This window comes from Bifidobacterium phasiani, from assembly GCF_019331775.1.
Classification (GTDB): Bacteria; Actinomycetota; Actinomycetes; order Actinomycetales; family Bifidobacteriaceae; genus Bifidobacterium; species Bifidobacterium phasiani.
Genome location: NZ_JAHBBD010000008.1, coordinates 50,946 through 75,506 on the forward strand (window position 1 = coordinate 50,946; position 24,561 = coordinate 75,506).

Consider the following 24,561-nt stretch of genomic DNA (forward strand, 5'->3'; position numbering starts at 1 on the left):
ATGGTTGCGGGATTCCGCGTGGTCGCGGCGGCTGCGTGTGGCGGCGGTCGCGCGGGGTTTGGAGGGCCTGCGCCCGGGATGCGGGCATGCGGTCGCGGAGGCACGCATGGCTGTGGCGGCGCGCAGGTCCATGCGCGCCGCCGTCCTCGAGACCTGCGCCCGCGAACCTGATCGGTCCGGGCTCCGGGCTCCGGGCTTCGGGCCGATCGGTGCGGCGGGACGGATAACGGTATGAACCGGTTGGCCCTACGACTGAGGTGCGGGCCGTGCGGGCTGCTCCTGGTGCAGCGCGGCGTGGATCGCCTCGGCCTTGGCGCGGCCGATGCCCTTGACCTGCTCGAGCTGTTCGACACTGGCCTCGCGCATCGCGCGCACCGAGCCGAAGTGGTTGAGCAGGCGTTTCTGGTAAGCCGGCCCGATGCCGGGGATGTCGTCCAGCGCCGAACGCAGCGCCCCCTTGCGGCGGGCCTGGCGGTGGTAGGTGATCGCGAACCGGTGGGACTCGTCGCGCACGCGCTGCAGCAGGTACATGCCCTCGGACTGCCGGCTCATGATGATCGGGTAGTCGTCGTCCGGCACCCAGACCTCCTCGAGCCGCTTGGCCAGCCCGCACACGGCCACGTCGTCGACGCCGCAGTCCTCCAGGGCCTTGGCGGCGGCCATGACCTGCGGCTTGCCGCCGTCGACGACGACGAGGTTCGGCTTGTAGGCGAACCGGCGCCGGTCGGTGTTCTGCTGGACGATGGCCTCGCCCTCCGCGGTGCTCCCGGATCGTCCGTCGGCCGCGTGTCCGTCCGCGTCGCCGCCGTGCGCGACCACGCCCTGGTCGGCTCCGCCGCGTGCGGCCCCGGCATGGGCGATGCGTCGCTCGTTGTCGAGGCTCTCGCCGGAGTCCCCGGCGATGTTGCCGTGCCGGAAGCGGCGGGTCAGGGTCTCGTAGAGCGCGCTGAGGTCGTCGAGCGCGCCGCTGCCGTCCGCGCCGCGGATGGCGAAGCGGCGGTATTCGGACTTCTTGGCGATCGCGTCCTCGAACACGACCATCGAGGCGACCTGGTAGGCGCCGCCGACGGTGTTGGATATGTCGTAGCATTCGATGCGCAGCGGGGCCTGGTCGAGCCCCAGCGCGTCGGCGACGTCGTTCATCGCGCGGCTGCGCGTGGCCATGTCGCTGATGCGGCTCATCTTGCTGCGCTGCAGCGCCTGCGACGCGTTGTCGTTGGCTCGGTCCAGCAGGGCGCGCTTCTCGCCGCGGCTCGCCACGCGGATCGACACCGCTCCCCCGCGCAGCCCGGTCAGCCAGCGTTCCAGCTCCTCGCGCCGCGACGGCTCGATGGGCACGATGACCTCGCGGGGCACGGGCGCGATCGGGGCGAGCAGGTCGGCGCGGCCGGTCTGCTCCTGGCGCTGGTTGCGCTGCCGCGTGGCCTGCGCGCGGGCCTGCGCGTCGGTGGCGGTGACGGTCTGCGTCGAACCGACGGCGTCGCGCCGGGACTCGACGACGATGTGGCGGCCGGCCTCGGCGTCGGCCTCCTGGACGAGGTCGGAGTACACCTGGGTGAGCAGCTCCGCCATCAGGTCGGCGTCGGCGATGTCCTCGACGCGCTCGACGCTCCAGTTGCGTTCGCCGCGGATGGAGCCGGACCGCACGAAGAACGCGTGCACCGACGCCTCCAGCTCGTCGGAGGCGAAGCCGAAGAAGTCGGCGTCGACGTCCTGGTCGAACGCCACCGCGTTCTGCTCCACCACGGAGGCGAGCATCTGGATCTCGTCGCGCAGCCGCGCCGCCTTCTCGAACTCGAGGTCGGCGCTGGCCTGCTTCATCTCGCGCGTCAGCCGCGCGATGTACGAACGTCCCAGGCGCCCGGTCATGACGCCGGCGAGCCGCTCGCACATCCGCCGGTGCTCCTTGGTGCTGATCCGCCCCACGCACGGGGCCGAGCACTTGCCGATCGAGGCCAGCAGGCACGGACGATTGGTCAGCTGGGCCTTGTGGAACACCGAGTCGGAGCAGGTGCGCACCGGGAACGTCTTGAGCAGCCGGTCCAGGCTTTTGCGCATGTCCCAGACCTTGGCGTAGGGGCCGAAGTACCGGGTGTCGCGGCGCTTGCGGCTGCGCGTCACCCAGATGCGCGGGATCCGTTCGCCGACGGATACGGCCAGATACGGGTAGGTCTTGTCGTCGCGCAGCTTGATGTTGAACCGCGGCTCGAACTCCTTGATCCAGGTGTACTCCAGCGTCAGGGCCTCGAGCTCGGTGCCGACGACCGTCCATTCCAGGCTGCGGGCGGTCAGCACCATCGTCTGCGTCCGCGGATGCAGCTGGTACAGCGGCTGGAAGTAGTTGGACAGCCGGTTGCGCAGGTTCTTCGCCTTGCCGACGTAGATGACCCGGCCCTCGCCGTCGCGCCATTTGTACACGCCCGGCTTGGCGGGGATGTCCCCGGTCTTCGGGCGGAACAGGTCGCGGCTGTCGCCCAGCAGCGGCGCGCCGTTGGCGTTCACCGGCGCCTTGGCGGCATCGCCCGATGCGGGGGCGCTCGTGTCGACGTCTCCGGATGCGTTGGACGTGCCGTCAAGCGCATCGGCGACGGACGGGCCGGTGCCGACGGACGCGGAGGTCGTGCCGCCGAGTGCATCGACGGAGGACGGTCCGATGTCGGCGGATGCGCCGACGGTGCCCGCGGGATCGGTCGGTCCGCCGCCGTCGGAGGCCGGCGGTGCACCGGCGGTGTCGGCGGATGCGTCGGACGCGCCGCCGATCGCGTCGGCGGCGGTCGCCGCCCGGACGGGGGCGGCCGGGGCGGACGTGTCGGCAAGGCCGGCGAAACCGGCCGGATCGGCGATGCCGGGCGCGTCGGGCGCATGGTGCGCGCCTGCGGTGCCGATCCGGGCGGGTGCGTCGATCGCGTCGGGCGCATGGCGGGCGTCGGCGGAGCCGGTCGTGCCGGATGCGCCGAACCCGCCACCCATCAGGCCCGCGGTGCGTTCGGCGTCCATCAGCGACCGGGCGGTTCTGCGCCACTCGTCCGGACTGTGTCTTTCAACCATTCCCGATGCCATGGGGTCCTTTCGTCTCCGTTGCCGGCCGCGACGTTCAGGCCCTCGGCGCGAGCATCGGCTTGAGGAAGCGGCCGGTCCACGAGTCCGGGTTCTCCGCCACCCGCTCCGGCGTGCCTTCGGCGACGATGGTGCCGCCGCCGTCGCCGCCCTCGGGGCCGAGGTCGATGATCCAGTCCGCCGACTTGACCACGTCGAGGTTGTGCTCGATGACGATGACGGTGTTGCCCTTGTCGACCAGCCCCTGCAGCACCAGCAGCAGCTTGCGCACATCCTCGAAGTGCAGGCCGGTGGTCGGCTCGTCGAGGATGTAGACGGTCTTGCCGGTGGACCGCCGCTGCAGCTCGGTGGCCAGCTTGACGCGCTGGGACTCGCCGCCCGACAGCGTCGGCGCCGGCTGGCCCAGACGGATGTAGCCCAGGCCGACCTGGACGAGCGTGTCCAGGTACCGGGAGATCGACGGATAGGCCTTGAAGAAGCGCGCGGCCTCCTCGATCGGCATGTCCAGCACGTCGGCCACGGACTTGCCGTTGTACTTGACCTCCAGCGTCTCGCGGTTGTAGCGCTTGCCGTGGCACTCCTCGCACTCCACGTACACGTCCGGCAGGAAGTTCATCTCGATCTTCAGCGTGCCGTCTCCGTGGCAGGCCTCGCAGCGGCCGCCCTTGACGTTGAACGAGAACCGGCCCGGGCCGTAGCCGCGCACCTGCGCCTCGGGGGTCTTGGCGAACAGGGTGCGGATCTTGTCCCACACGCCGGTGTACGTCGCGGGGTTGGACCGCGGCGTGCGCCCGATGGGGTTCTGGTCCACGTGGATGACCTTGTCGCACTGGTCGACGCCCTCGACGCGGGTGTGCTTGCCCGGCACGATGCGTGCGCCGTTGAGCTTGTCCGCCAGCACCGGGTACAGGATGGAGTTCACCAGCGTGGACTTGCCCGAACCGGAGACCCCGGTGACGCAGGTCATCACGCCGAGCGGGAACGACACCGTCAGGTTCTTCAGGTTGTTCTCCCTGGCGCCGACCACCTTGAGCTGCCTGGTCCGGTCGGTCTTGCGGCGGGTCTGCGGGACCGCGATGGCGCGGCGGCCGGCGATGTAGTCGCCGGTGATCGAGCGCGGGGCCTCGACCAGCTTGGCCGCGGGGCCGGAGTAGACGACGTCGCCGCCGTGCTCGCCGGCGCCCGGGCCGATGTCGACCACCCAGTCGGCCTTCTCGATGGTCTCCTGGTCGTGTTCGACGACGATCAGCGTGTTGCCCAGGTCGCGCAGGTGGTGCAGCGTGGCGATGAGCCGTTCGTTGTCGCGCTGGTGCAGGCCGATCGACGGCTCGTCGAGCACGTACATGACCCCGACCAGGCCGGAGCCGATCTGCGTGGCCAGGCGGATGCGCTGCGCCTCGCCGCCCGACAGCGTCTTCGCGGCGCGCGACAGCGTCAGGTAGTTCAGGCCGACGTCGTTGAGGAAGCCGAGCCTGGCGCGGATCTCCTTGAGCACCTCGCCGGCGATCTGCGCGGCGGCGCCCTCGAGCCTGAGCCCGTTCACCCAGGTGAGGCTCTTCTCCGCGGCCATGTCGCACACGTCGGCGATGGACTTGCCGTCGACGGTGACCGCCAGCACCTCCGGGCGAAGGCGGCGGCCCTGGCACGCCTTGCACGGGATCTCGCGCATGTACGACTCGTAGTACTGCTTCATCTGGTCGGAGTCGGTCTCGTCGTGGCGGCGCATCAGCGTGCGCACTACGCCCTCGAATCCGGTCGTGTACTCGCGCATGCGCCCCCACCGGTTCCGGTACGAGACCTTGACCTCGAAGTTGTGGCCGTACATGATCGCATGGCGCACGTCTTCGGGAAGATCCCTCCACGGGGTGTCCAGATCGAAGCCCATCTCGTCGCCGAGCCCCTCCAGGACGTGGCGGTAGTATTCGCCGGTGCCCTTGGTCAGCCCCCAGGGCTCGATGGCGCCCTCGTTCAGCGTCTTGCCCGGATCGGGGATGACCAGCTCGGGGTCGATCTCCAGGCTGTAGCCGATGCCGGTGCACGCCGGGCAGGCGCCGTACGGCGCGTTGAACGAGAACGTGCGCGGCTCGATCTCGTCGAGCTCCAGCTGATGGCCGTTCGGGCAGGCGCGCTTCTCCGAGAACGGCTTGCGGCGGTCCGGGTCGTTCTCGTCCAGGTCGACGAAGTCGGCGACCATGATGCCCTTGGCGAGCCGCAGCGCCGTCTCGACGGAGTCGGTCAGGCGCTGGCGGATGCCGTCGCGCACCACCAGACGGTCGATGACCACCTCGATGGTGTGCTTCTTCTGCTTGGCCAGCTTGATCTCGTCGGACAGCTGGTGCATCTCGCCGTCGATGAGCGCGCGGGCGTAGCCGTCGCCGCGCAGCATGTCCAGCAGGTCCTCGAACTCGCCCTTGCGCCCGCGGACCACCGGGGCCAGGATCTGGAACCTGGTGCGCTCCGGATACCGCAGCAGCGCGTCCACCATCTGCTGCGGCGTCTGCGCGCTGACCGGGGCCCCGCACTCGGGGCAGTGCGGCTCGCCGGTGCGCGCGAACAGCAGGCGCAGGTAGTCGTAGATCTCGGTGATCGTGCCGACCGTCGAACGCGGGTTGCGGTTGGTGGTCTTCTGGTCGATCGAGACCGCCGGGCTCAGGCCCTCGATGAAGTCGACGTCCGGCTTGTCCATCTGCCCGAGGAACTGCCGGGCGTAGGCGGACAGCGACTCGACGTACCGGCGCTGGCCCTCGGCGAACAGGGTGTCGAACGCGAGCGAGGACTTGCCGGAGCCGGACAGTCCGGTGAACACCACCATGCGGTTGCGCGGCACCTCGAGGTCGACGTTCTTCAGGTTGTGCTCCCTCGCGCCCTGGATGACGATCTTCAGGTCGTTGGGCAGGTGGCCGATGTCGGCGATCAGCGACCGGTCGCTCAGCCGCATCGGGGCCTTGGCGAGCGCCCTGGAGAGGAACGCGTCGCTGGTGAGCACGCGCTCCACGGTTACCGAGCCGTTCTTTGCCGTCGTTCGTTTCGCAGCCACTGCTTCCTCCATCATGATCGCATGACCGGTGCCATGCCAAGGATACCGCATTTGCGACGAGGATTCGAACAGTTGTTCGAGCGTGTCGCGACGGCGTGGCCCGCCACACCTCAGATAAGCCGCGTTGTGCGGGCGCATGCTTCGGTATAGGATATCCGAGTCCCGGCCCGTGTTTCGCTCACGGCGTCGTGGCCGTGCGGCGGGCGGGGCGTGGCGGAGAAAGGCGGTGCGGCATGAGCGAAGACGGCGTTCCGGGCGGATCCGGCAATCCGCTGGCCACGAGGCCGGTGGGGCGGCTGGCCGTGTCCCTGGCCGTCCCCGCGGTCATCGCCCAGGCGTGCAACGCCCTGTACACCATCGTCGACCGCCTGTTCCTGGCGCACATCCCCGAGGTCGGCGACCTGGCCATGACCGGCGTCGGCGTGTGCTTCCCGATCCTGCTGGCCGTCTCGTCGTTCGCCTCGCTGGTAGGCTCCGGCGGCGCGCCTCTGGCGTCGATCGAGCTGGGGCGCGGCAACGTGCGCAAGGCCGAGCGCATCCTCGGCTCCAGCGTCGCCGCGCTGATCGCGATCGCCGTCGTGCTGCCGACGCTGCTGCAGATATTCAAGGAGCCGATCCTGCTGGCGTTCGGCGCCAGCGAGGCCACGATCCCGTACGCGATGGAGTTCCTGACCGTCTATCTGTCGGGCACGGTGTTCGTGCAGTTCGCCCTGGGCCTGAACACGTTCATCACCGCGCAGGGCAGGGCCCGCGTGGCGATGACCTCCACGCTGATCGGCGCGTTGAGCTCGGTGGCGCTGGACCCGCTGTTCATCTTCGCGCTCGACATGGGCGTGTACGGCGCCGCGCTGGCCAACGTGGTCGCGCAGGCGCTGTCGGCGGCGTGGGTGATCGGGTTCCTCTCGTCGCGGCGCAGCGTCATCCGTCTGCGTCTGCGGGACATCCGCCCCGATCCGGTGCTCAAGTCGGTGGTCATGCTCGGCGTATCGCCGTTCATCATGCAGTTCACCGAATGCGTCATCCAGGTCGTGTTCAATGCGAGCCTGCAGCGCTTCGGCGGCGACGAGTACGTGGGCGCGATGACGATCATCACCAGCCTGATGCAGCTGATCACCGTGTTCTCCAACGGCATGACGCAGGGCGTGCAGCCGATCGTCGGGTACAACTTCGGCGCCCGTCGGTTCGATCGGGTGCGGCGGGCGTATCGCGGCATGTTCGTGGTGCAGATCGCGTTGAACTCGGCGATGGTGGCCGCGTTCATGCTCGCCCCGGGCCTGTTCGCCGGCATGTTCACCTCGGACCCCACGATCACCGGCATCGTGGTGCGGATGCTGCCGGTCTTCTGCTGCGGCATGGGCGTCTTCGGCATCCAGAACGTCGTGCAGTGCTCGTTCGTGGGCATGGGCCAGGCCAAGCCGTCGCTGTTCCTCGCCGTCTTCCGCAAGATCATCCTGCTGGTGCCGCTGGCGCTGATCCTCCCCCACGTCGCCGGACTCGGCGTGCTCGGCGTGTTCGTCGCCGAGCCGATCTCCGACATCACCTCCGCGATCGTGGCCGGTCTGCTGTTCCGCGGGCTGATCCCGGCGCTGCTGTCGGAGTGACGTGCCGCGGGGCGGCGCGTCCGGCGGATCCGGAATGACGCGGCCGCCGGGCGAGGGTCCGGCATTGGGTATGATGGACGCTTGGCGTTGCAACAAGGAATACAAAGTGGAACCGAGCCGCGCGGCACCGCGCCACGGGAACCGGATTGAGGAACGGAACCGGACCGTGCCGGCGCGCGGCGAACGACGACTGGATAGGTAGAGATATGGCCATCGAGGCACAGGGACTGGAGATTCAGATCGGCGCGCGCACGCTGCTGCACCCGACCGACTTCCACGTGACCAAGGGGGACAAGATCGGCCTGGTGGGCCGCAACGGCGCCGGCAAGACCACGCTGACGCGCGTGATTACCGGGGACATGCTGCCCAGCGCGGGCAAGGTGCGCGTCTCGGGCAAGCTGGGCTATCTGCCGCAGGACACCCATGCCAGCGACCCGGAGCAGACCGCGCTCGACCGCATGATGAGCGCCCGCGACATCGCGCGGATCATCGGCCGCATCCGCAAGGCGGAGCACGAGATGACCGATCCGGACCCGGATGTGATGACGCGCGCGATGAACCGCTACGACAAGGCGATGCAGGACTTCGACAAGGCCGGTGGCTACGCGGCGCAGTCGGAGGCGTACGCGATGGCCGAGTCGCTCGGCCTGCCGCAGGACGTGATGGACCGGCCGCTCGGCACGCTGTCCGGCGGCCAGCGCCGCCGCATCGAGCTGGCGCGCATCCTGTTCTCCGACGCCGACACCCTCATCCTCGACGAGCCGACCAACCATCTGGACGCCGACTCCATCGAGTGGCTGCGCGACTACCTGAAGCGCTACGAGGGCGGGTTCCTGGTGATCTCGCACTCCACCGAGCTGCTCGACGAGGTGGTCAACAAGGTTTGGCACCTCGACGCGCAGCGCGGCATGATCGACATGTACTCGCTCGGCTGGAAGGCGTACCTGCACCAGCGGGCCGTGGACGAGGAGCGCCGCCGCCGCGAGCGCGAGGTCGCCGAGAAGAAGGCCGAGCGCCTGATGAGGCAGGGCATCCGCCTGCACGCCAAGGCCACCAAGGCCGTCGCCGCACAGAACATGATGCGTCGCGCCGAACGTCTGCTCGAGGAGACGCAGGCGGCGCAGAAGAAGGAGAAGGTCGCCGACATCCGCTTCCCGGAGCCCGCGCCCTGCGGCCGCACGCCGATCATGGCCAAGGACATCTCGAAGGCGTACGGATCGAACATCGTGTTCGCGGGCATCAACCTGGCCATAGACAAGGGCTCGCGCGTGGTCATCCTCGGCTACAACGGCGCCGGCAAGACCACGACGCTGCGTCTGCTCGCGCACATCGAGGAGCCGGACACCGGCGTGGTCGAATACGGCCACGGCTGCAAGATCGGCTACTTCGCGCAGGAGCACGACACGCTCGACCTGAACGCGACGGTGCTGGAGAACCTGCAGCACGTCGCCCCCGAGCTCGACAACACGCAGGCGCGCTCGATCCTCGGTTCGTTCCTGTTCTCGGGCGACGACGCGTTCAAGCCAGCCAGCGTGCTTTCCGGCGGCGAGAAGACCCGCCTCGCGCTGGCCACGCTGGTCACCAGCCGCGCGAACGTGCTGCTGCTCGACGAGCCGACGAACAACCTCGACCCCGCCTCGCGCGAGGAGATCCTCAAGGCCATCGCCAAGTTCGAGGGCGCGATCGTGCTCGTGACCCACGACGAGGGCGCCGTGCAGGCGCTCAACCCCGAGCGCGTGCTGCTGATGCCCGACGGCGACGAGGACCTGTGGAACGACGAATACCTCGAGCTGGTGGCCGAGGAATAGCCGTCGGCCGTGGATCCGGTCGCGGCATCCTCCGCGGCCGGATCCATCGGAATCCCCTGCCTGGTGAATCCCCGGCCCCGGCTCCGGCGAATCCTTCTCCCCGCCTCGCGCGATGAGATTCATGCGGCGGACCGGTGCGAATCCCGTCTCGCGTGATGAGATCCATAATCGGGCCGATGCCAAGGCCCGCTCATCCCCATGCATCGGCTCGCGCGGGCCTGATTATCCCATGCGGCGTCTCGCGCAGATCCATGCGGGCCCCGATCATCTCATGCGGCGGTCCCGCGCGGGGCTCGATCATCCCCATGCGGCCCGCGCAGCCCATCCCCTCTTCCACTGCGCGCACAATGTGCAATTGTTCACGCTGAGACGGCCGAATTGGTCTCTCAGCGTGAACAATTGCACATTGTGCGTTGGGGATGATGGGCGATTGGCCGGCGGGCATTGGCATAATGCGGAATGGGCGCGATGGGCGCGGAGCGAAGCGGCCTTGCCTTGCTGCCCCTCCCTCCCTTCCCCCGAATGACCCTGAAAATACCCTGAACTCGGTACGCAATCCCATTCAATGCCGGCGCGGGTGCCATGCTGGAATCATGGCGACCGGCGACGGCGATGGGAGGGGTGCGCGATGAGGGCGACGAGGACGAAAGGCGGGCGTCCGGCGCGTCTGATCTGGTGGGCGCGCACCCATCACGCCGGTCCGTGGCTCGCCCGCGCGCTCGCCTTCGAGCTGGCATGGCGGGCCGTGTGGTCGCTGCTGCTCATCCCCGCGGGCAACATGGCCGTCAACTGGTACGTCGACGCGAACCTGATCTCGCCGGAGATGACCAACGTCGGCATCCTCATAGATTTCCTCACCGTGCCCGGCGTCCTGACGCTGGCGCTGCTGGCCGTCGTGGCGACGGCGGGCACGGTGTTCGAGCTCAATGTGCTGGTGCTCGTCGCGGAGCGCATCGCGCGCGGCGCCGTGCCGGGCCGGTCGCGCACATTGTGCCGGGAGGCGTTCTGCCGGCTGTCCAACCTGCTGCACCCTTCGACGCTGGCGGCCATCCCGTGGTTCGCGCTGGTCGTCCCGCTGCTGCACGTCGGCACGACCGCGACGCCGGTGCCCGCGCTCGAACCGCCCCGGTACGCCGTCGATGTGCTGCGGGCGATGCCCGGCGGCGACGCCATCCTCGCGGCGCTGCACCTGACGCTGTTGCTCGCCGGCGCGCTGCTCATGCTGGTGCCGGCCGCGATGGCGACCCGGCGCACCTCGTTCGCCGCCGCGGTGCATTTGGGCGTCACGACGCTGCTGCGCGCCCCGGCCCGCGTCAAGGCGCGGCTGGTCGGCGCCTACGGGGCACTCGCGATCGTCGGGGCCGTCTGGGACGCGCTGCCCGTGGACGTGTTGCACGTCCAGGACTACAACGTCTACCTGCTGCGCTATGTGATCCATGCGCCGCTGTTCCGGCTCCGCCTCGGCCTGAGCGTGCTGGAGTGGGTGCTGCTCGCCGTCGCCGTCGTGGCGTTCTCGACCGTCGTGTTCCGTTCGCTGCCGCTGGCCTGCACGCAGGGCTGGCAGGACGACACCGCCGCCCGGCTGTTCGACTCGCTCAACGGCGTCGCCCGGGCGCGCGGGGCCAGGGCGACCCGGACGCTGGCCATGGCCGTGGCGAGGCTGCGGCACAAGCGCGTCCTCGCCGCCGTGCTCGTCGCGGCGATGGGATGGTGCATGATCCAGTACGTGCAGCAGCGGCCGGTGCCGCACTCCCCCGTGACCATCGGGCACCGCGGCACCGGCACGGCGCCCGAGAACTCGCTGCGGGCGATCGCCGACGCCGCCATCGAAGGCGCCGACGTCGTCGAGATCGACGTGCAGCTGACCGGCGACGACGAGGTCGTCGTCTTCCACGACGAGACCACCTCCCGGCTCGCTGCCGACAGCCGGTCCCTGCCGATCGCCGGCACGTCGCTGCGGCGGCTGCAATCGGTGCGGCTCGAGTCGCACGGCGTGCCGTACACCATGCCGACCCTGCGCCAGGCGATCGACGCCGCGCAGCGCGTCTGCGACGATCTGGAGCTGCTCATCGAGCTCAAACCGGTCGGCGGCAACGCGGACCGGCTGGCCGAACGGGTGGTCGGCATCGTCGAGGACCTGGGATTCGTCGAGCGTTCGCTGCTGATGTCGATGGACGCTCGGGCCCTCGGCCGGATCCGCGAGCTGCGCACCGGTCCGCAATGGCGCGTCGGCTACTGCGTGTTCTGGGCGCTGGGCAACCTCAACTGGCCGATCGGCGTGGACTTCGTGGCGATCGAGGAGAGCCAGTGCAACACGCTCTTCGTCGAGCAGGCGCGCGAGATGGGCGTGCCGGTCTACGTATGGACGGTGAACAGCCCGGCCCGCGCCGCGCAGTACGTGGGCCTCGGCGTCTCCGGGATCATCAGCGACGACGTGGCCGGCACGCACGCGGCGGTGTCGCAGGCCGGGCGGTGAGCGGACATCCGACCTGCGGTCGGAAGACGGCGGCAGGACGGCGGACGTGCCGCCCGCGTGCCTCGCCCGCTAGTCCTGAACGTCGTAATAACTGACGCCGGCCTTGATCGAGGCCGCATCGACCGTGTCGAACGCCTCGAACCTGATCGTCTCGCCGGCCGGCCAGCTGCTGGTGCTGGCGTATGCCTCCGACACCTTGATGTTCTGCTCGTCATACAGCGCGAGCACGATGCCGACGTTTCCGAAGTCGATGTCCGAGCCGTTCTGGATCGTGGCGGTGTAGGTGAATCCGCCATAGCCCTCGTCGTGTTTTTCGAACGTGGCGTCGGATACCAGCTGGTTGATCGTCTCCTCCACCCTGTTCTGCTCGGCGACTTCGGCGCCGTTCGCGGTCAGCTCGTCAAGGTCGGCCTGATAGCGGTCCTCGACCGCCAGCCCGTAGTCGTCGACGAAGGTGTCGAGCAGCGTCGAACGCTCGTCCCGGATGCCGTTCCACTGCTCGATGAACGTCGTGCCGCCGGTCGACGCCGTGTCGAGCAGGTCGATGGATTCGTTGAGCGTATTGATATAGGCGATGACGTGCTCCTGCAGCGTGGTGTCCTCGAACCGCCGCGACGCCAGCCCCTCGATGACGTCCAATTCGCTTTGCACGATGGCCTTGAGGTTCGCGTTGGACTGCGTGTCCTCCCCGGACCGCTCCATCGCGTCGATGGTGTCGGCGCGGCGTTCGAAGCCGTCGGCGATGATGGCCATCGCCTCGTCGTCCGCATAGTCGGGACCCTCGTCCTGACTGGGTCGGGAGCATGAGGACAGCGACCATGCGAGCGATAGGCACAGGGCCGCCGCCGTGATCGTGCGCGCAGCTTTTTCCGTCATCGGTTGTTCTCCTTCTGATCGTTAGGGCGCGGGTATGCCTCGACGAGGACGAATGCTCCGTCGGCGACGCCCCTACTTCTTCGTGACCTTGAATGTGTAGTCGCTTGGGATCGCCGGCTGGAGGATGCCCTTGATCAGCGCTTCGGACTGGGTGTCGGCCATCTCGAGCACGCCCGAGGTCGAGACCTCCTCCAGCGCATCCTCCTTGGCCATGTCGATCGCCTTGTTGCTGTCCTGCTTCTGGTCGAGGTTCGCGATGGCGAAGCCCTCGTCGAAATAGGAGATCGACGACGTGTCGACGTTGACGTCCTGGACCGTCGCCTTCGGAATGGTCAGGAACACGGTTTTGCTGTCGTCGTCCACCCTGACCTCGACCTGTTCGACGTCGATGCCGGCGCGCGCCGTGGCCTCGTACACCATGACGAAATTGGACTGGTTCAGCACCGGCACGCCTTCGTCCTGATACTTGGTGATGCCGGTGAACGTGTACTTCGCCGCGGTCAGTTCGCTGGACTTGGTGATCAGCGTCTTGACGTAGTCGGTGTCGACCGAGGCCTGCCCGATGCGTTGCGTGAACGAACCGAGCCAGAAGGCGCCCGCCACTGTGGCCAGAAGGATAATGGTGAACAGGGCGTGACGCAGCATGGCGTGTTTCTTTAACAGTTTCATAAGGTGGCTCCTGCATGATGATCGCGCGCCGCGGCTGATTCGCGCGCGCTTTGTCGTTTGCTTGGTGGATTGCGTACTATGGTGACGGATGGAACGGAGGTGCGACATGGCGACTGCCGAGCTGGAACAACGGTGGATCGACAAATTCCAGGAGAACCTGGGCATCATCCGTAAGGTCGCGGGCTGGACCACGCAGGAACTCGCCGACGAGCTCGGCGTCGCCCGGCAGACGGTGTCGAACCTGGAGACCGGCAAAAGCCCGATGACCAAGATGCAGTACCTCGCGCTGCGCACCGTGTTCAACACCGAGATCGCCAGCCGGGAGAACCGGGATCTGGCGAAGGTCATCAAGACGCTGGTCGACGACCCGATCGAACAGATGATCGATGACTCTGAACGGACGATTCCCTCGACGAAAGGCAACGGTGACGAAGCTGCTGTGGGCCGGGCGACCGCAAGCGGTTCCGACGATGCGGCGAAGGCGCCCGGCCTTGTTTCGCAGGCCGGGCGCAAACCCCGGTCGAAGCGCTCGCTGAGCATGACGATGCAAATGCTTGCCGTCATCACGGGTGCGCTCGCCAGCGGCACCGCGGCCGGACTCATCACATATCTGATGTTCCCCGGCGAAAAACGGTAGCGGGCCGTTCGCTCCGCAGGCGGCGACGTGCATGGGTCATTCGGTCATAAGGTCGTTGACGTCCTCCTGGAAGTCGGCGATGTCGTTCTGCGTGTCCTCGTCGTCCTCTGAGTAGACGTCGCTTCTGACGTCCGACCAGAAATCGTAGATATCGGACCGGCAGTCGGACCAGAGGTCATAGACATCGGAGCGGGTGTCGGACCACAGGTCGTATTCCTGCGAGTGGACGTCCGACCAATCGTCGTAGGGAACGGTGTCGTACCCGTCCGCGACGACACCGTCGTAGAAATCGTCGTACGCATCCGACAGTACGCCGTCATAGATTTCGTCATAGATCTGTTCGCCCGCATCGTCGTACACCACGTCGTAGATCTCTTCGAGGTCGTCGTACTGGTCGGAGTACTTCTCGTCGGTCGACACGATCAGATTTGCATAGTCGATGCTGTACTGCCGCAGCTGGACGCAGATCGAAGAGGTGTTGGTAATGACGCCATCGTAGAACGCCTCGACGCTGTCGATGTTCTGCACGTAAGCGTCGTAGCTGCCGATGGAGGCGACAAGGGTGTCGTAGGTTGATCTGATATCCGTCAGTTGGCTTTCCACATATCCTTCGACCTCGGCCTTAAGTTCGTCGAGGCTGTCCACCGAAGAATGCACGGTCGATTGGCCGTCCGCGATGTCATCCTCGTCGTCAGTGGACTGGTCCTGCGGTACCGTCTGCGGAGTGTCGGAATTTGCCGCGGCATCGTTGCCGCCGGTGTTTGTCGTCGAGGCGGGGCTGCCGCCGCAGCCGGCGAGGGATGCCGCGACGATCACGGCGAGAAAACCGGTCAGAAGATTCTTTTTCATTGCTGTTCCTTGTTGATGGGTGTGGAATGGACTACGGTTCCCCGTCATGAGGGGGGCGTGGCTACCTCATCGAAACCGACATGGGTTCGAGTTCGAAGAACGTGGTCGCGGGGTCGTATCCTTTCACCTTGGCGACCACATGGATGTTGAGCCCGGTACCGAATGTATCGGGTGCGTCATCGCTGAGATGCAGGTCGTAGTAGTTGACGTCGGTGAACCTGAAGTTGGGTCCGCTTGCAGAACCGTTGTCGCCGGCGAGGATGAGGTAGTCGAAACGGGTGCTGTATCCGTCATGCGGCTGCACTGCGGCCGTGTACCCGTCGAACTCGACAGTGCGTCCCTGGTATTGGGTCGCGAAGGCCTCAATGGCCGCGTCGGAGTCGCTGCCGCCCAGCAGGGCAGCGAAATCGGCGTTGTTCGTCGCCGTGATGGTGGCGTCGTCGGTCTGCGGCTGCTCGTCCCCGGTCGTGGCGTCATCGCCTTCGGGTTGCGCGTTCTCGGCCGGAGCGTTGTCCGTGGCGTCGGATAGCTCCGGGACCGGCGTGGCGGTCGGTCCTCCGGTCTGGGATGTTTCCCCGCTGCATGCGGCCGGGCAGACAAGCAGCGCTGCCGTCAGCAATGCGGCCGGTATCGTTCCGCGGTCGAAATGATGTTTCGTGGTCATCACTGTCCTTTTCTCTCAAGCAGCATCAGGGTCAGTCCGGCGGCGACGAGTCCGGCGGCCGTCACGGCCAGTCCGACCATCACGGCTAGCTGACAGCGTTCACTCATGTTCGACCCTTCCCTTGTGGCGCCCTGTGCTGTACTACACCAATGTAGTGTAAGTATTTGTGAATATGTAAGCAAATTAGCATTCCGTTAAGTAATTTGGTTGTCTGATGGGGTGTACGGCTCCTTTCCGTGTGTCGCGGCGACACGAACTCGCCGCTCATTGTCGCAACGTGCGACACGCCCCGCATCAGTCGCCAACTGAATGTCGCCGATCGGGCGTCCGCTAGGATGGAGGCTTTGGCGGCGTCTGCCTGCCGCCGCATCAGGAGGGTGAGGGAAGAGGGCCATGACCGTCGCACATGAACCGCGTCTGACCGAGGAGCTGCTCGACCGGCTGCTGGCCGCCGACGACATCGACGCCTACCTCAGCGAGGAGCGCATCGTCGACCACGACCTCACCGACTACCTGCGCGCCCTGCTCGACGCGCACGGTCTGAAACGGGCCGCCGTCGCCCGCGAATCCGGGCTGAACCCCACCGTCGTCTACGACATCTTCGCCGGCAAGAGCCGCCCCGGACGCGACCACGCCATCATGCTGGCGTTCGGGCTCGATTGCGATGTGCGAGAGACGCAGCGGCTGCTCCGCCTCGCCGGGGTCAGCGAACTGTGGTGCCGCCAGCGCCGCGACGCGATTATCATCTGGTGTATAAGGAATGGGTTCGACCGCGCCGCGACGGACGACGAACTGTACCGCCTGGACGAGCCGACGCTGCTGCGCGCGGACTGACCGTGACGGGCGGTGCGCCGACGCGACGCCATGACGCAGAAGGAACGCCATGAACGACGCCGATGTCATGCACGCGATGAGCATCGATGACGCCTATCACGTCGAGCGCACGCTCGCCCGCGGCGCGAACGGCGTGACCGAACTGGTCAGCATCGAGGGCGCGGGGCCGTTCATCCGCAAGAAGATCCCCTCGCCCCTGGCCCAACGCGGCGTATGGGCGGCGCTCGGATCCAGCCGTTGCGCCCGGCTGCCGCATGTGGTGGCCACCTACGAGCTGCCGGACTGCTTCGTCGTGGTCGCCGACTACGTGCCGGGGCCCACGCTGTCGCAATACGTCGGCGGCCGCGGCAGGCTGTCCGCGGACGAGGCCGTGCGACTCGCCGACCAGGTGTGCGAGGCCGTGCAGGAGCTGCACCGGCTGGGCATCGTGGACCGGGACATCACGCCGGAGAACACCATCGTCGCGGCGGACGGCGCCCACCTGATCGACCTGGGCATCGCCCGGATTCTGACGGGCCGATCGGGACGCCGGCACGACACGACGACGCTGGGGACCTACGGATTCGCCGCGCCCGAACAGTACGGGTTCGCCCGGACCGACGCACGCTCCGACATATACGCCGTCGGCCGGCTGCTGGGCTACATGCTCACCGGCGTCTACCCCACCGAACGGGCCTACGAGCAGCTGCTCGACGACGACATGGTCGTGCCGCCGCAGCTGCGCGACATCGTCAACCATGCGTCCGCCTTCGAACCCAGCACACGCCCGCAGAGCATCGAGCAGCTGCGCGACGAGCTGGGCGGCCGTCGGCCCGTGCCCGCGGCGAACGGCCGGCGCGGCACGCTCCGCGACCGTCTTCCGACGGCGTCATCGTCGGCGCGCCGGCCGGTGGTCGTCGCCGCCATCGCCGTCGTGTCCGTGATCGTCGCCGTCGCCGTGGCATTGGCGGCGCTGACGGTCTCCGGCGTGCTGCCGCTGGACGCCGGGTCGCCTTCCGGCGACGCGACGGTCCAATCCGGCGGGGAACCGGCTCCCGACACGTCCGGAGGCACGGCCGGTGACCCCGCGGACGGCACCGGCGGCACCGGCGAGACCGACGGCAGCGGCGGCGGGACGAGTCCGGTCGGCGGCGACGTCGATACGGCCGCGCTGATCGAACTGACCGAAACCGGCTGGTCGGTCGACGATTCCGGATACGTGCACTACGGCGTGGGGTTGCGCAACACCAGCGACGATCTGCGCGTCGATTTCCCGACGATCGAGATCACCGGCCGCGCAGACGACGGCTCGGTGGTCTTCTCCGACGCCCAGGTGTTCAATACCCTGTTCGCCGGAGAGACGACGTACTGCGCCGGGCAGACCGGCAACGGCACCGCGCCCGCGACCGTCGACTTCTCCGTGATCGCGCCCGACCGGTACAACGTGTACGCCTCCCGGGAGTCCGTGTCGTTCACCGTCTCCAACACCTCCGCGCTGCCGGAGCAATACGGCGTCACGTCGTTCACCGGCGAGATCGAGGCGGCCACGGACGGCTACGAGGTCCGCGACGGCCAGCAGATACGACTCTCCCTCATCCTGCGCGACGAGCAGGGCCGGATCGTCTACGGCGGCATAACGTTCGTGGACTGGCCGTCGGCTGACCGGCCGCGCCCGTTCTCTATCGACCCGTACGGCATCCCGGACTACGCCTCGTACGAGATCTACGGACAAATCTGGTGACGCCGCCCCGCGCATCCGCGGACGCCGCCTCGGGAGGAAGCCGACACGATCCGGGTTCGCCGGCGTCCGCCGCCGCCGCGGAAACGTCCCGCGCCGCCGCGGACGCCGCCCGGGTCAATACCGCATGCTGATGCCGCGCCGCCGTCCATGCCGCATGATCAGAGCGAACGCCAGATACCCCAGCGCCAGGAACGCCAGGCTCTGCCCGGCCAGCCACGCCCAGTCGGCCGGCGCGACCGTCTGCCCGAGGATCGCGCGCCGCGACATCTCGATGCCCCGGGTGATCGGCAGCAGCCGTCCGAGCGCGGCGAGCGGCGCGGGCAGCTGGCCCACCGGCACGATCACGCCGCCGAGGAACATCATCGCATAGCCGATGACGTCGCCGAACGAGGCCGTCTTCGTGTACAGCACGGTCAGCGCCGCCATCGCCATCGTCAGCCCGTAGACGCCCACGGCGACCAGCAGCGCGATCGGCGGCACCGGCCACGCGAACCCGATCGGGGCGCCGATCAGCGCGAACAGCGCGACGATGAACACCACGTCGACGACGATGTTGACCAGCGCCCAGCTCAGCGTCTTGGCGGTGATCTGCTCCAGCATGCCCGCGGGGCGCAGCATGAGCTGGGTGAACGTGCCGTTCTGCTTGTCCGCGGAGATCGAGACGCTGGCCTCGCCGATCATCGTGCTCGCGGCGTTCCAGTACAGGAACCCGACCCATGCCGACGGGTCGTGCGCGTCCCCGGCCTGCATGACGAACAGCGCCACCACGATCGCCGTGACCAGCATCGAGGACACGTAGCCGCTGAGGTACACGCGCGTCTCGGCCAGATACCGGCGCACCTCCGCGGCGTACAGGATCGCGAAGCCGCGGATCGCACGCATCAGTCCCCTCGGTTCCATGTCGTCGCCTCCTCCCGTTCCGGTGACTCGCCGCGCTCCCGGCGCTCTTCCTTGTCCGCCCCGTCGTCGAACAGGCGCAGCAGCGCCCGCTCGAGCGCGCCCGGCGTGGCGTCGCCGCCGGCGAACCGGTCCATGAACGTCGCATAGTCGCCGGCCCACCGCACCGTGCCATGCTCGAGCAGCGCGATGTCGTCCGCGAACCCCTCGATGACCTCCGACTGGTGCGAGGTCATCAGCACGGCCATGCCCCGGTCCGCAAGTCGGCGGACCTCGGCGAGGAAGTCGCGCTTGGCGACCACGTCGAGCCCGAGCGTCGACTCGTCGAGCAGCAACACCTGCGGCCCCGGCAGCAGGGCCGTGACCAGCGCCAGCTTCTGCTGCGTGCCGCGCGACCAGTCGCCCACGCGTTTGTCCATATGCCGCCGCAGGTCCAGCCGGTCGAGCATCGCGGCCGACCGCTCGCGCGTCCGGCGGCGGGTCAGACCGTACAGGGCGCCCTGATACTCCAGGTTCGCCCAGCCCCGCAGGCTCATGTACGCCAGGGAGCTGTCCTCCAGCACGGCCGACAGATGCCGGTACAGCCGGCCGCCCATTGACCCGATCGGCACCCCGTCGAAGCTCACCGATCCGCGATCCGGGGTCACGAGCCCGCAGGCCATGCGCAGCGTCGTGGACTTGCCGGCGCCGTTCGGCCCCACGAGGGCGAGCACGCGCCCGGGCGTCAGCTCCAGGCTCACGTCCGAGACGGCCCGGGTCCCGGCGAATGATTTGGTGACGTGTTCGAGCCTGAGCATCCGACCCCCCTTCCATGCGGTGACGGACCTGTGTGCGGCGATGCGTCCGTTCCTGGTCGTCCGTCTCCGCCACGCCGTCCGTCCGCCGTCCATGATATGCCGCGGCGACGTTACCGCGTCGAAACGTTTGCCGGTCCGGCCCCGCGGAAGGCGGGGCGCCTCCGGCATGCCGGCGACGGCGAGAATCGGCTCCGCCGACCTCCGAGGAGGCGCGGCGCATTTGAGTAGGCACTTCGGCGCTTCGGTAGGCACCCGTCCGCGATGCCCCGGTGCATCGCAGGGGCGGAAACGCCGGGTTTCCGGCCAGGGGCACGTCTCGGACTCCGCCGGCGGGGTGCCTACCGAAGCGCCGAAGTGCCTACGGAACCGCCGGGGACGGCGTCAGTATCCGTGGGCGTGCAGATATTCGTCGTCGAACCCGAAATAATGGCCGATCTCATGCAGCACGGTCCTGCGGATCTGCTCGACGAGCCGGACGCGCGACCCGCAGACGCGCTCGTGCGGACCTTTGAAGATCGTGATGATGTCGGGCATGACGCCGCTGTAGCCGGTGGTGCGGCGCGTCAGCGGCACGCCCTGGTACAGTCCCAGCAGCTCGCCGTGCGGATCGTCCATCGTGGCGCGCTCGCGCGGCGTCGGCTCGTCGGCCACCGTGATGGCGATGTTGTCGAGCACCGCCTTGAACCGTTCCGGCACGCCGTCGAGCGCCTCGGCCACCGCCGCGTCGAACTCCTCGTCGCTGATCCGCATGATGCACCCCGCTTCGCCGTCGTGTCGCGTCGTTCCCATTATGCCCGACGCGCCGGGCCCGGGTGGCCCGGGCGCGCTTGAACCGCGGATTGCGCCCGCCCGCTGTATGTGTTGGGCCCGGTCGGACCGGGCGGCCCGGACGCGCACGGATCGCGGAGGATGCCCCCGGATGCGTGCGCGGCGGCACGGGCCGGCCTTGGGCGTGCGCGGACAGCGGCATCGGCCGATTACGGGCGTGTGCGGCGTACGACGGCAATCGGCCGGCCGCGCACGCGTGGAGCCCGGCGCGGCTATCGGCCGTTGGGATAGACGACGACCTTGCAGCTGCGGCCCGAACGCAGCGCGTCCAGCGCCTCGCCGAAGTCGTCGATGTCGAAGCGGTCGGTGATCAGCTCGTGCAGGTTGACGACGCCGGCCGCCAGCATGCGCGCCGTGAGCTCGAATGTGAAGTGCCCGACGAACGTGCCATGGATCGTCACCCCGCGCATCGCCAGATCCGCCTGGTCGATGGTCTGCCGGCTGTGCGCGTTCAGGCCGAACGCGACGACGTCGCCGCCCTTGCGCACGCAGTCCAGCGCCTGCGGCAGCAGGCACCCGACCACGTCGATGGCCGCGTCCACGCCGAGCCCGTCGGTGACGTCCCGGCACGCCTCGACCGGATCGTCGCCCCGGCCGCACAGCACGTCGGCGCCCAGCCCGCCGGCCATCGCCAGCCGTTCCGGCGACAGGTCGCTGGCCACGATGTGCCCGGCGCCCGAGGCCTTGAGCAGCGCGACGAACATCAGCCCGATCGGGCCGCATCCCAGCACCGCGTACGTCTTGCCGGGCCGCAGGTCGAGCTTCTGCAGCGCGCCCATCGCGCAGTTCACCGGCTCGGTGAGCACCGCCGTGTCCACCGGCGTGCCCGCGGGCAGCCGGATCGCCTGGGACTGCGGCATGACCTGGTACTGGCACATGAACCCGTCGACGTCCTCGCCCATCGAGCGCATCGACGCGCATTCGTTGTACTGCCCGCCGTGGCACATGGCGCAGTGGCCGCACGGCAGGTTGTTGTCGCCGACGACCATGTCGCCGGGCGCGAAGCCCTCGACGCCCTCCCCCACGGCGACGACCTCGGCGACCATCTCGTGCCCGATGACGACGCCGGGCGTGGCGTGCGCGCCGGGCGGGTCGAGCAGGATCTGGTTGTCGGTGCCGCAGATGCCGCAGGCCAGCACCTTGACCAGCAGGTCGCCCGGCCCGGCGATCCGCGGGGTCGGCACCTGCCTGACGGCCCACCGGCCGACGCTCTCGAACACGACCGCCGTCATGGTCTCGGGGATCTTCGCGCTCATTGCAGCTCCTTCGCCGTGCGATTGCGGATGCGGGCGGACGCGGGCGCCCTCCCGCTACCACTGTAGACAACGATGGCGTCGGGGAGACCGCCCGGCGATTCGCGCGACCGCGGCGCATGCCGCGGCGCGAATCTGCGGACGGCGTCCCCGACGCCATCGGGACGCGCCCTACTTGAACTGCTCGGCGGCCTTGTTGATGCACGCGACCGCGTTCAGCGTGCGCGGGTAGCCGATGTACGGCATGCACTGCGAGATCACGGCGATCAGGAACTCGTACGAGTTGCCGACCTTCATGTTGCCGGCCGCATGGCTGGTCAGCTGCGGCTCGCAGCCGCCCTGGGCGGCGAGGAAGCACAGCGTAATCATCTCGCGCTGGCGGTAGTCGAGCCCGCCGCGCGTGTAGTAGTCGCCGAAGCAGTTGCCGGACAGCCACTTGTTGACGTGGTTGCCGGAGGTCGCGAACCCGCGCATCGAATCGCCGAAGATGTCGACCTGCGCCTGCTCGCCCTTCTCGACGCGGTCCTCCGGCGTGGTAGTGCCCTGCGGCTCCAGCGGCAGCTTGACGCCGCGCGCGTCGAGGATCTCGTTCGTCTTCTTCAGGAACGGCAGCGTGCGGCCGATGCCCAGGTACGCCGTCGCCTGGTAGACGATCTCCTTGGCCTGCACCGGGGTCACGCCCGATTCCAGCGCGACCGGCAGCATGACCTCGTACTCGTCGAGGCCCTGGCAGCCCAGCAACGTGGCGAGGATCGCCATCGAGCGGGTGGCGTCGTCGAGGTCGGGATGGTTGGCGCCCGGCTCGTTGACGACCTCGTCGTACGCGAACCGCGTGAAGAACTCGATGAACTCCGGGTCGGTCTCGGCCAGGGTCTTCTCGTCGTGCCAGAACCTGTCCAGCTTGTCGTGCAGCTCCTCGAACATATCAACGCACCTCGCTCACCCGCAGCAGCGACTTGACCGTGCGCCGCTCGTCCATGGCGGCGTACGCCTCCTGGATATCATCAAGCGTGTACTCGGACGTGAACACGCGGCCGGGGTCGATCGTCCCGTCCAGCACCTCGCCGACCAGACGCTCCAGGTCATAGGTGCGCACCGGCGCCGGGCCGCCGCGCAGGCCGACGTTGCGGTAGAACAGCCCGGGCACGTCCACCTCGACGCCGTGCGGCAGGCCGACGCGGCCGACGATCGCGCCGGCGCGGGCGACCTTCATCGCCGTGTCGTTGGACTGGGCGGACCCGACGCATTCGAGCACGGCGTCGGCGCCGTAGCCGCCGGTCATCTCCATCACGCGGGCCACGGCCTCGTCGCCGCGCTCGGCCACGATGTCGGTGGCGCCGAACTCGCGGGCGATCGCCTGGCGGTCGGCGTGGCGGCTCATCGCGATGATGCGCTCGGCGCCGCGCAGTCTGGCCGACAGCACGCCGCACAGCCCGACCGCGCCGTCGCCGAAGACCACGGCCGTGTCGCCGGGCTTGACCTCGGCCGAGGCGGCGGCGTGGTAGCCGGTGCTCATCACGTCGGACAGCGTCAGCAGCGAGGCGAGCAGTTCGTCGGAGAACGTGGAGGCGTCGCCGGGCACGACCACCAGCGTGCCGTTGGCGTGCGGGACGCGCAGGTACTCGGCCTGGCAGCCCATGCCGTCGTCGTCGCCGAAGTACCCGCCACGCGGGCAGCTGGATTCGAACCCGGCCCTGCACACCGGGCACTCGCCGCAGCTGAACGGGAACGGCACGATGACGAAGTCGCCCTCCTTCGCGACCGTCACGTCGCCGCCGACCCGCTCGACGACGCCGATCGCCTCGTGGCCGGCCTGGGTGCCGGCCGGCTTGCCGCCGTCCCGGTACCACCACAGGTCGGATCCGCACACGCATGCGCGCACGACGCGGATGACGGCGTCGCCGGGGTCCTGGATCGTCGGGGTCGGCCGCTCCTCGCAGGCCATCGCTCCCGCACCCTTGAAGATAGCTGCCTTCATGGTGTTCCTTTCTTGGTTCGTGGTTGTGCATGCATCGTGTCGTGCATGCATCGTGCAAATCCGTGATGCGCCGCACGGTGCGGCGCGGCCTACTGACGGGCGTCCCGGCCGTGCCGGCTCACCGCCTCGACGATGCCGCGGTTCTCCTCGAGGATGCGTTCGGCATCCGCGTCGCGGCCCTCGGCCCTGGCCTGCCAGTAGGCGATCTTGAACGCGACGTACTCCTGCTGCATGCGGATGCCCGCCGCCCGCTCCGCCAGCCGGTCGGCCTGCGCCCGCAGCAGCTCCATCTGCCGCGCGGCGCCCCGCCGTCCCTCGATCCGATTGCCCAGGTACTCGCGCATCGCGTCCAGCGGCATGCCGGTCGCGGACAGGCAGGAGATCGTCACCAGGGACTCGATGTCGTCGTCCGAATACACGCGGTGCCCCGAGCTGGGGTCGCGGGCGATGCGAGGGATGATGCCGATCTTCTCGTAGTAGCGCAGCGTGCTTTCCGGCAGGCCGCTCAGCATCGCGGCTTCGCGGATGGTGTGCCAGGTCGTGGGTTCGGTCATGCTACCAACAGTAGAAACTTAAAGTA

At 68.5% G+C, this 24,561-nt stretch carries 19 protein-coding genes; 6 read left to right on the forward strand and 13 right to left on the reverse strand.

Annotated elements, in window-relative coordinates; genetic code table 11:
• Positions 1-246 precede the first annotated feature (246 nt).
• Together uvrC and uvrA are read right to left on the reverse strand one after the other, a co-directional pair.
• Positions 247-2,502, reverse strand: a complete 2,256-nt coding sequence (uvrC, locus tag KIH73_RS04855; RefSeq protein ID WP_420830218.1) for an excinuclease ABC subunit UvrC — start codon at positions 2,500-2,502, stop codon at positions 247-249.
• 592 nt (positions 2,503-3,094) lie between these two features.
• The gene (gene uvrA / locus KIH73_RS04860) at positions 3,095-6,094 is read right to left on the reverse strand and encodes an excinuclease ABC subunit UvrA (protein WP_338023958.1); all 3,000 of its coding nucleotides are present in this window, start codon (positions 6,092-6,094) and stop codon (positions 3,095-3,097) included.
• Positions 6,095-6,327: 233 nt separating this feature from the next.
• Between uvrA and KIH73_RS04865 the strand changes: the two genes are divergently transcribed.
• From KIH73_RS04865 to KIH73_RS04875, 3 genes are all read left to right on the forward strand, one after another.
• The gene (locus KIH73_RS04865; RefSeq protein WP_219081136.1) at positions 6,328-7,695 is read left to right on the forward strand and encodes an MATE family efflux transporter; all 1,368 of its coding nucleotides are present in this window, start codon (positions 6,328-6,330) and stop codon (positions 7,693-7,695) included.
• Between the two features lie 206 nt (positions 7,696-7,901).
• Entirely contained in the window at positions 7,902-9,503 is a 1,602-nt protein-coding gene (locus tag KIH73_RS04870) for an ABC-F family ATP-binding cassette domain-containing protein (RefSeq protein ID WP_219081137.1), read from the forward strand.
• A gap of 628 nt (positions 9,504-10,131) precedes the next feature.
• Entirely contained in the window at positions 10,132-11,979 is a 1,848-nt protein-coding gene (locus tag KIH73_RS04875) for a glycerophosphodiester phosphodiesterase family protein (RefSeq protein ID WP_219081139.1), read from the forward strand.
• Positions 11,980-12,048: 69 nt separating this feature from the next.
• Here the strand turns inward: KIH73_RS04875 and KIH73_RS04880 are convergent, their stop codons facing one another.
• Together KIH73_RS04880 and KIH73_RS04885 are read right to left on the reverse strand one after the other, a co-directional pair.
• Positions 12,049-12,855, reverse strand: coding sequence for an FxLYD domain-containing protein (locus tag KIH73_RS04880; protein ID WP_219081141.1), 807 nt, complete (start codon positions 12,853-12,855; stop codon positions 12,049-12,051).
• A gap of 72 nt (positions 12,856-12,927) precedes the next feature.
• Positions 12,928-13,524, reverse strand: coding sequence for a DUF4230 domain-containing protein (locus KIH73_RS04885; protein WP_219081143.1), 597 nt, complete (start codon positions 13,522-13,524; stop codon positions 12,928-12,930).
• A gap of 106 nt (positions 13,525-13,630) precedes the next feature.
• On the opposite strand from KIH73_RS04885, the gene KIH73_RS04890 reads away from it, so the two are divergent.
• On the forward strand, positions 13,631-14,161 hold the full coding sequence (locus KIH73_RS04890) for a helix-turn-helix transcriptional regulator (protein WP_219081145.1): 531 nt from the start codon (positions 13,631-13,633) through the stop codon (positions 14,159-14,161).
• Between the two features lie 36 nt (positions 14,162-14,197).
• Here KIH73_RS04890 and KIH73_RS04895 read toward each other — a convergent pair whose 3' ends face one another.
• Together KIH73_RS04895 and KIH73_RS04900 are read right to left on the reverse strand one after the other, a co-directional pair.
• Positions 14,198-15,010, reverse strand: coding sequence for a hypothetical protein (locus tag KIH73_RS04895; protein WP_219081147.1), 813 nt, complete (start codon positions 15,008-15,010; stop codon positions 14,198-14,200).
• Positions 15,011-15,071: 61 nt separating this feature from the next.
• Complete coding sequence (locus tag KIH73_RS04900) at positions 15,072-15,674, reverse strand: DUF4839 domain-containing protein (protein WP_219081149.1); 603 nt, start codon at positions 15,672-15,674, stop codon at positions 15,072-15,074.
• A 393-nt stretch (positions 15,675-16,067) separates the two neighbouring features.
• On the opposite strand from KIH73_RS04900, the gene KIH73_RS04905 reads away from it, so the two are divergent.
• Both KIH73_RS04905 and KIH73_RS04910 read left to right on the forward strand, forming a co-directional pair.
• Entirely contained in the window at positions 16,068-16,508 is a 441-nt protein-coding gene (locus tag KIH73_RS04905; protein WP_219081151.1) for a helix-turn-helix domain-containing protein, read from the forward strand.
• 49 nt (positions 16,509-16,557) lie between these two features.
• Positions 16,558-18,228, forward strand: coding sequence for a protein kinase domain-containing protein (locus tag KIH73_RS04910; RefSeq protein WP_219081153.1), 1,671 nt, complete (start codon positions 16,558-16,560; stop codon positions 18,226-18,228).
• A gap of 114 nt (positions 18,229-18,342) precedes the next feature.
• Here KIH73_RS04910 and KIH73_RS04915 read toward each other — a convergent pair whose 3' ends face one another.
• The 7 genes from KIH73_RS04915 to KIH73_RS04945 all read right to left on the reverse strand — a co-directional run bounded on the left by KIH73_RS04915 (position 18,343) and on the right by KIH73_RS04945 (position 24,535).
• Positions 18,343-19,128 carry an ABC transporter permease gene (locus KIH73_RS04915; protein WP_219081155.1) on the reverse strand — a complete coding sequence of 262 codons (786 nt, stop codon included), beginning with the start codon at positions 19,126-19,128 and terminating at the stop codon, positions 18,343-18,345.
• Positions 19,110-19,922 (reverse strand): ABC transporter ATP-binding protein, encoded by an 813-nt coding sequence (locus tag KIH73_RS04920; RefSeq protein ID WP_219081157.1) that lies wholly within the window; start codon positions 19,920-19,922, stop codon positions 19,110-19,112. The genes KIH73_RS04915 and KIH73_RS04920 overlap by 19 nt, the downstream gene beginning before the upstream one ends.
• Positions 19,923-20,303: 381 nt before the next feature.
• On the reverse strand, positions 20,304-20,672 hold the full coding sequence (locus KIH73_RS04925) for a metallopeptidase family protein (protein WP_219081159.1): 369 nt from the start codon (positions 20,670-20,672) through the stop codon (positions 20,304-20,306).
• 290 nt (positions 20,673-20,962) lie between these two features.
• The gene (locus KIH73_RS04930; RefSeq protein WP_219081161.1) at positions 20,963-22,006 is read right to left on the reverse strand and encodes a zinc-dependent alcohol dehydrogenase; all 1,044 of its coding nucleotides are present in this window, start codon (positions 22,004-22,006) and stop codon (positions 20,963-20,965) included.
• A 168-nt stretch (positions 22,007-22,174) separates the two neighbouring features.
• The gene (locus KIH73_RS04935) at positions 22,175-22,927 is read right to left on the reverse strand and encodes a carboxymuconolactone decarboxylase family protein (RefSeq protein ID WP_219081163.1); all 753 of its coding nucleotides are present in this window, start codon (positions 22,925-22,927) and stop codon (positions 22,175-22,177) included.
• Between the two features lies 1 nt (position 22,928).
• Positions 22,929-23,981 (reverse strand): zinc-dependent alcohol dehydrogenase family protein, encoded by a 1,053-nt coding sequence (locus KIH73_RS04940; RefSeq protein WP_219081166.1) that lies wholly within the window; start codon positions 23,979-23,981, stop codon positions 22,929-22,931.
• Between the two features lie 89 nt (positions 23,982-24,070).
• Positions 24,071-24,535 carry a MerR family transcriptional regulator gene (locus KIH73_RS04945; RefSeq protein WP_219081168.1) on the reverse strand — a complete coding sequence of 155 codons (465 nt, stop codon included), beginning with the start codon at positions 24,533-24,535 and terminating at the stop codon, positions 24,071-24,073.
• Positions 24,536-24,561: the final 26 nt, after the last annotated feature.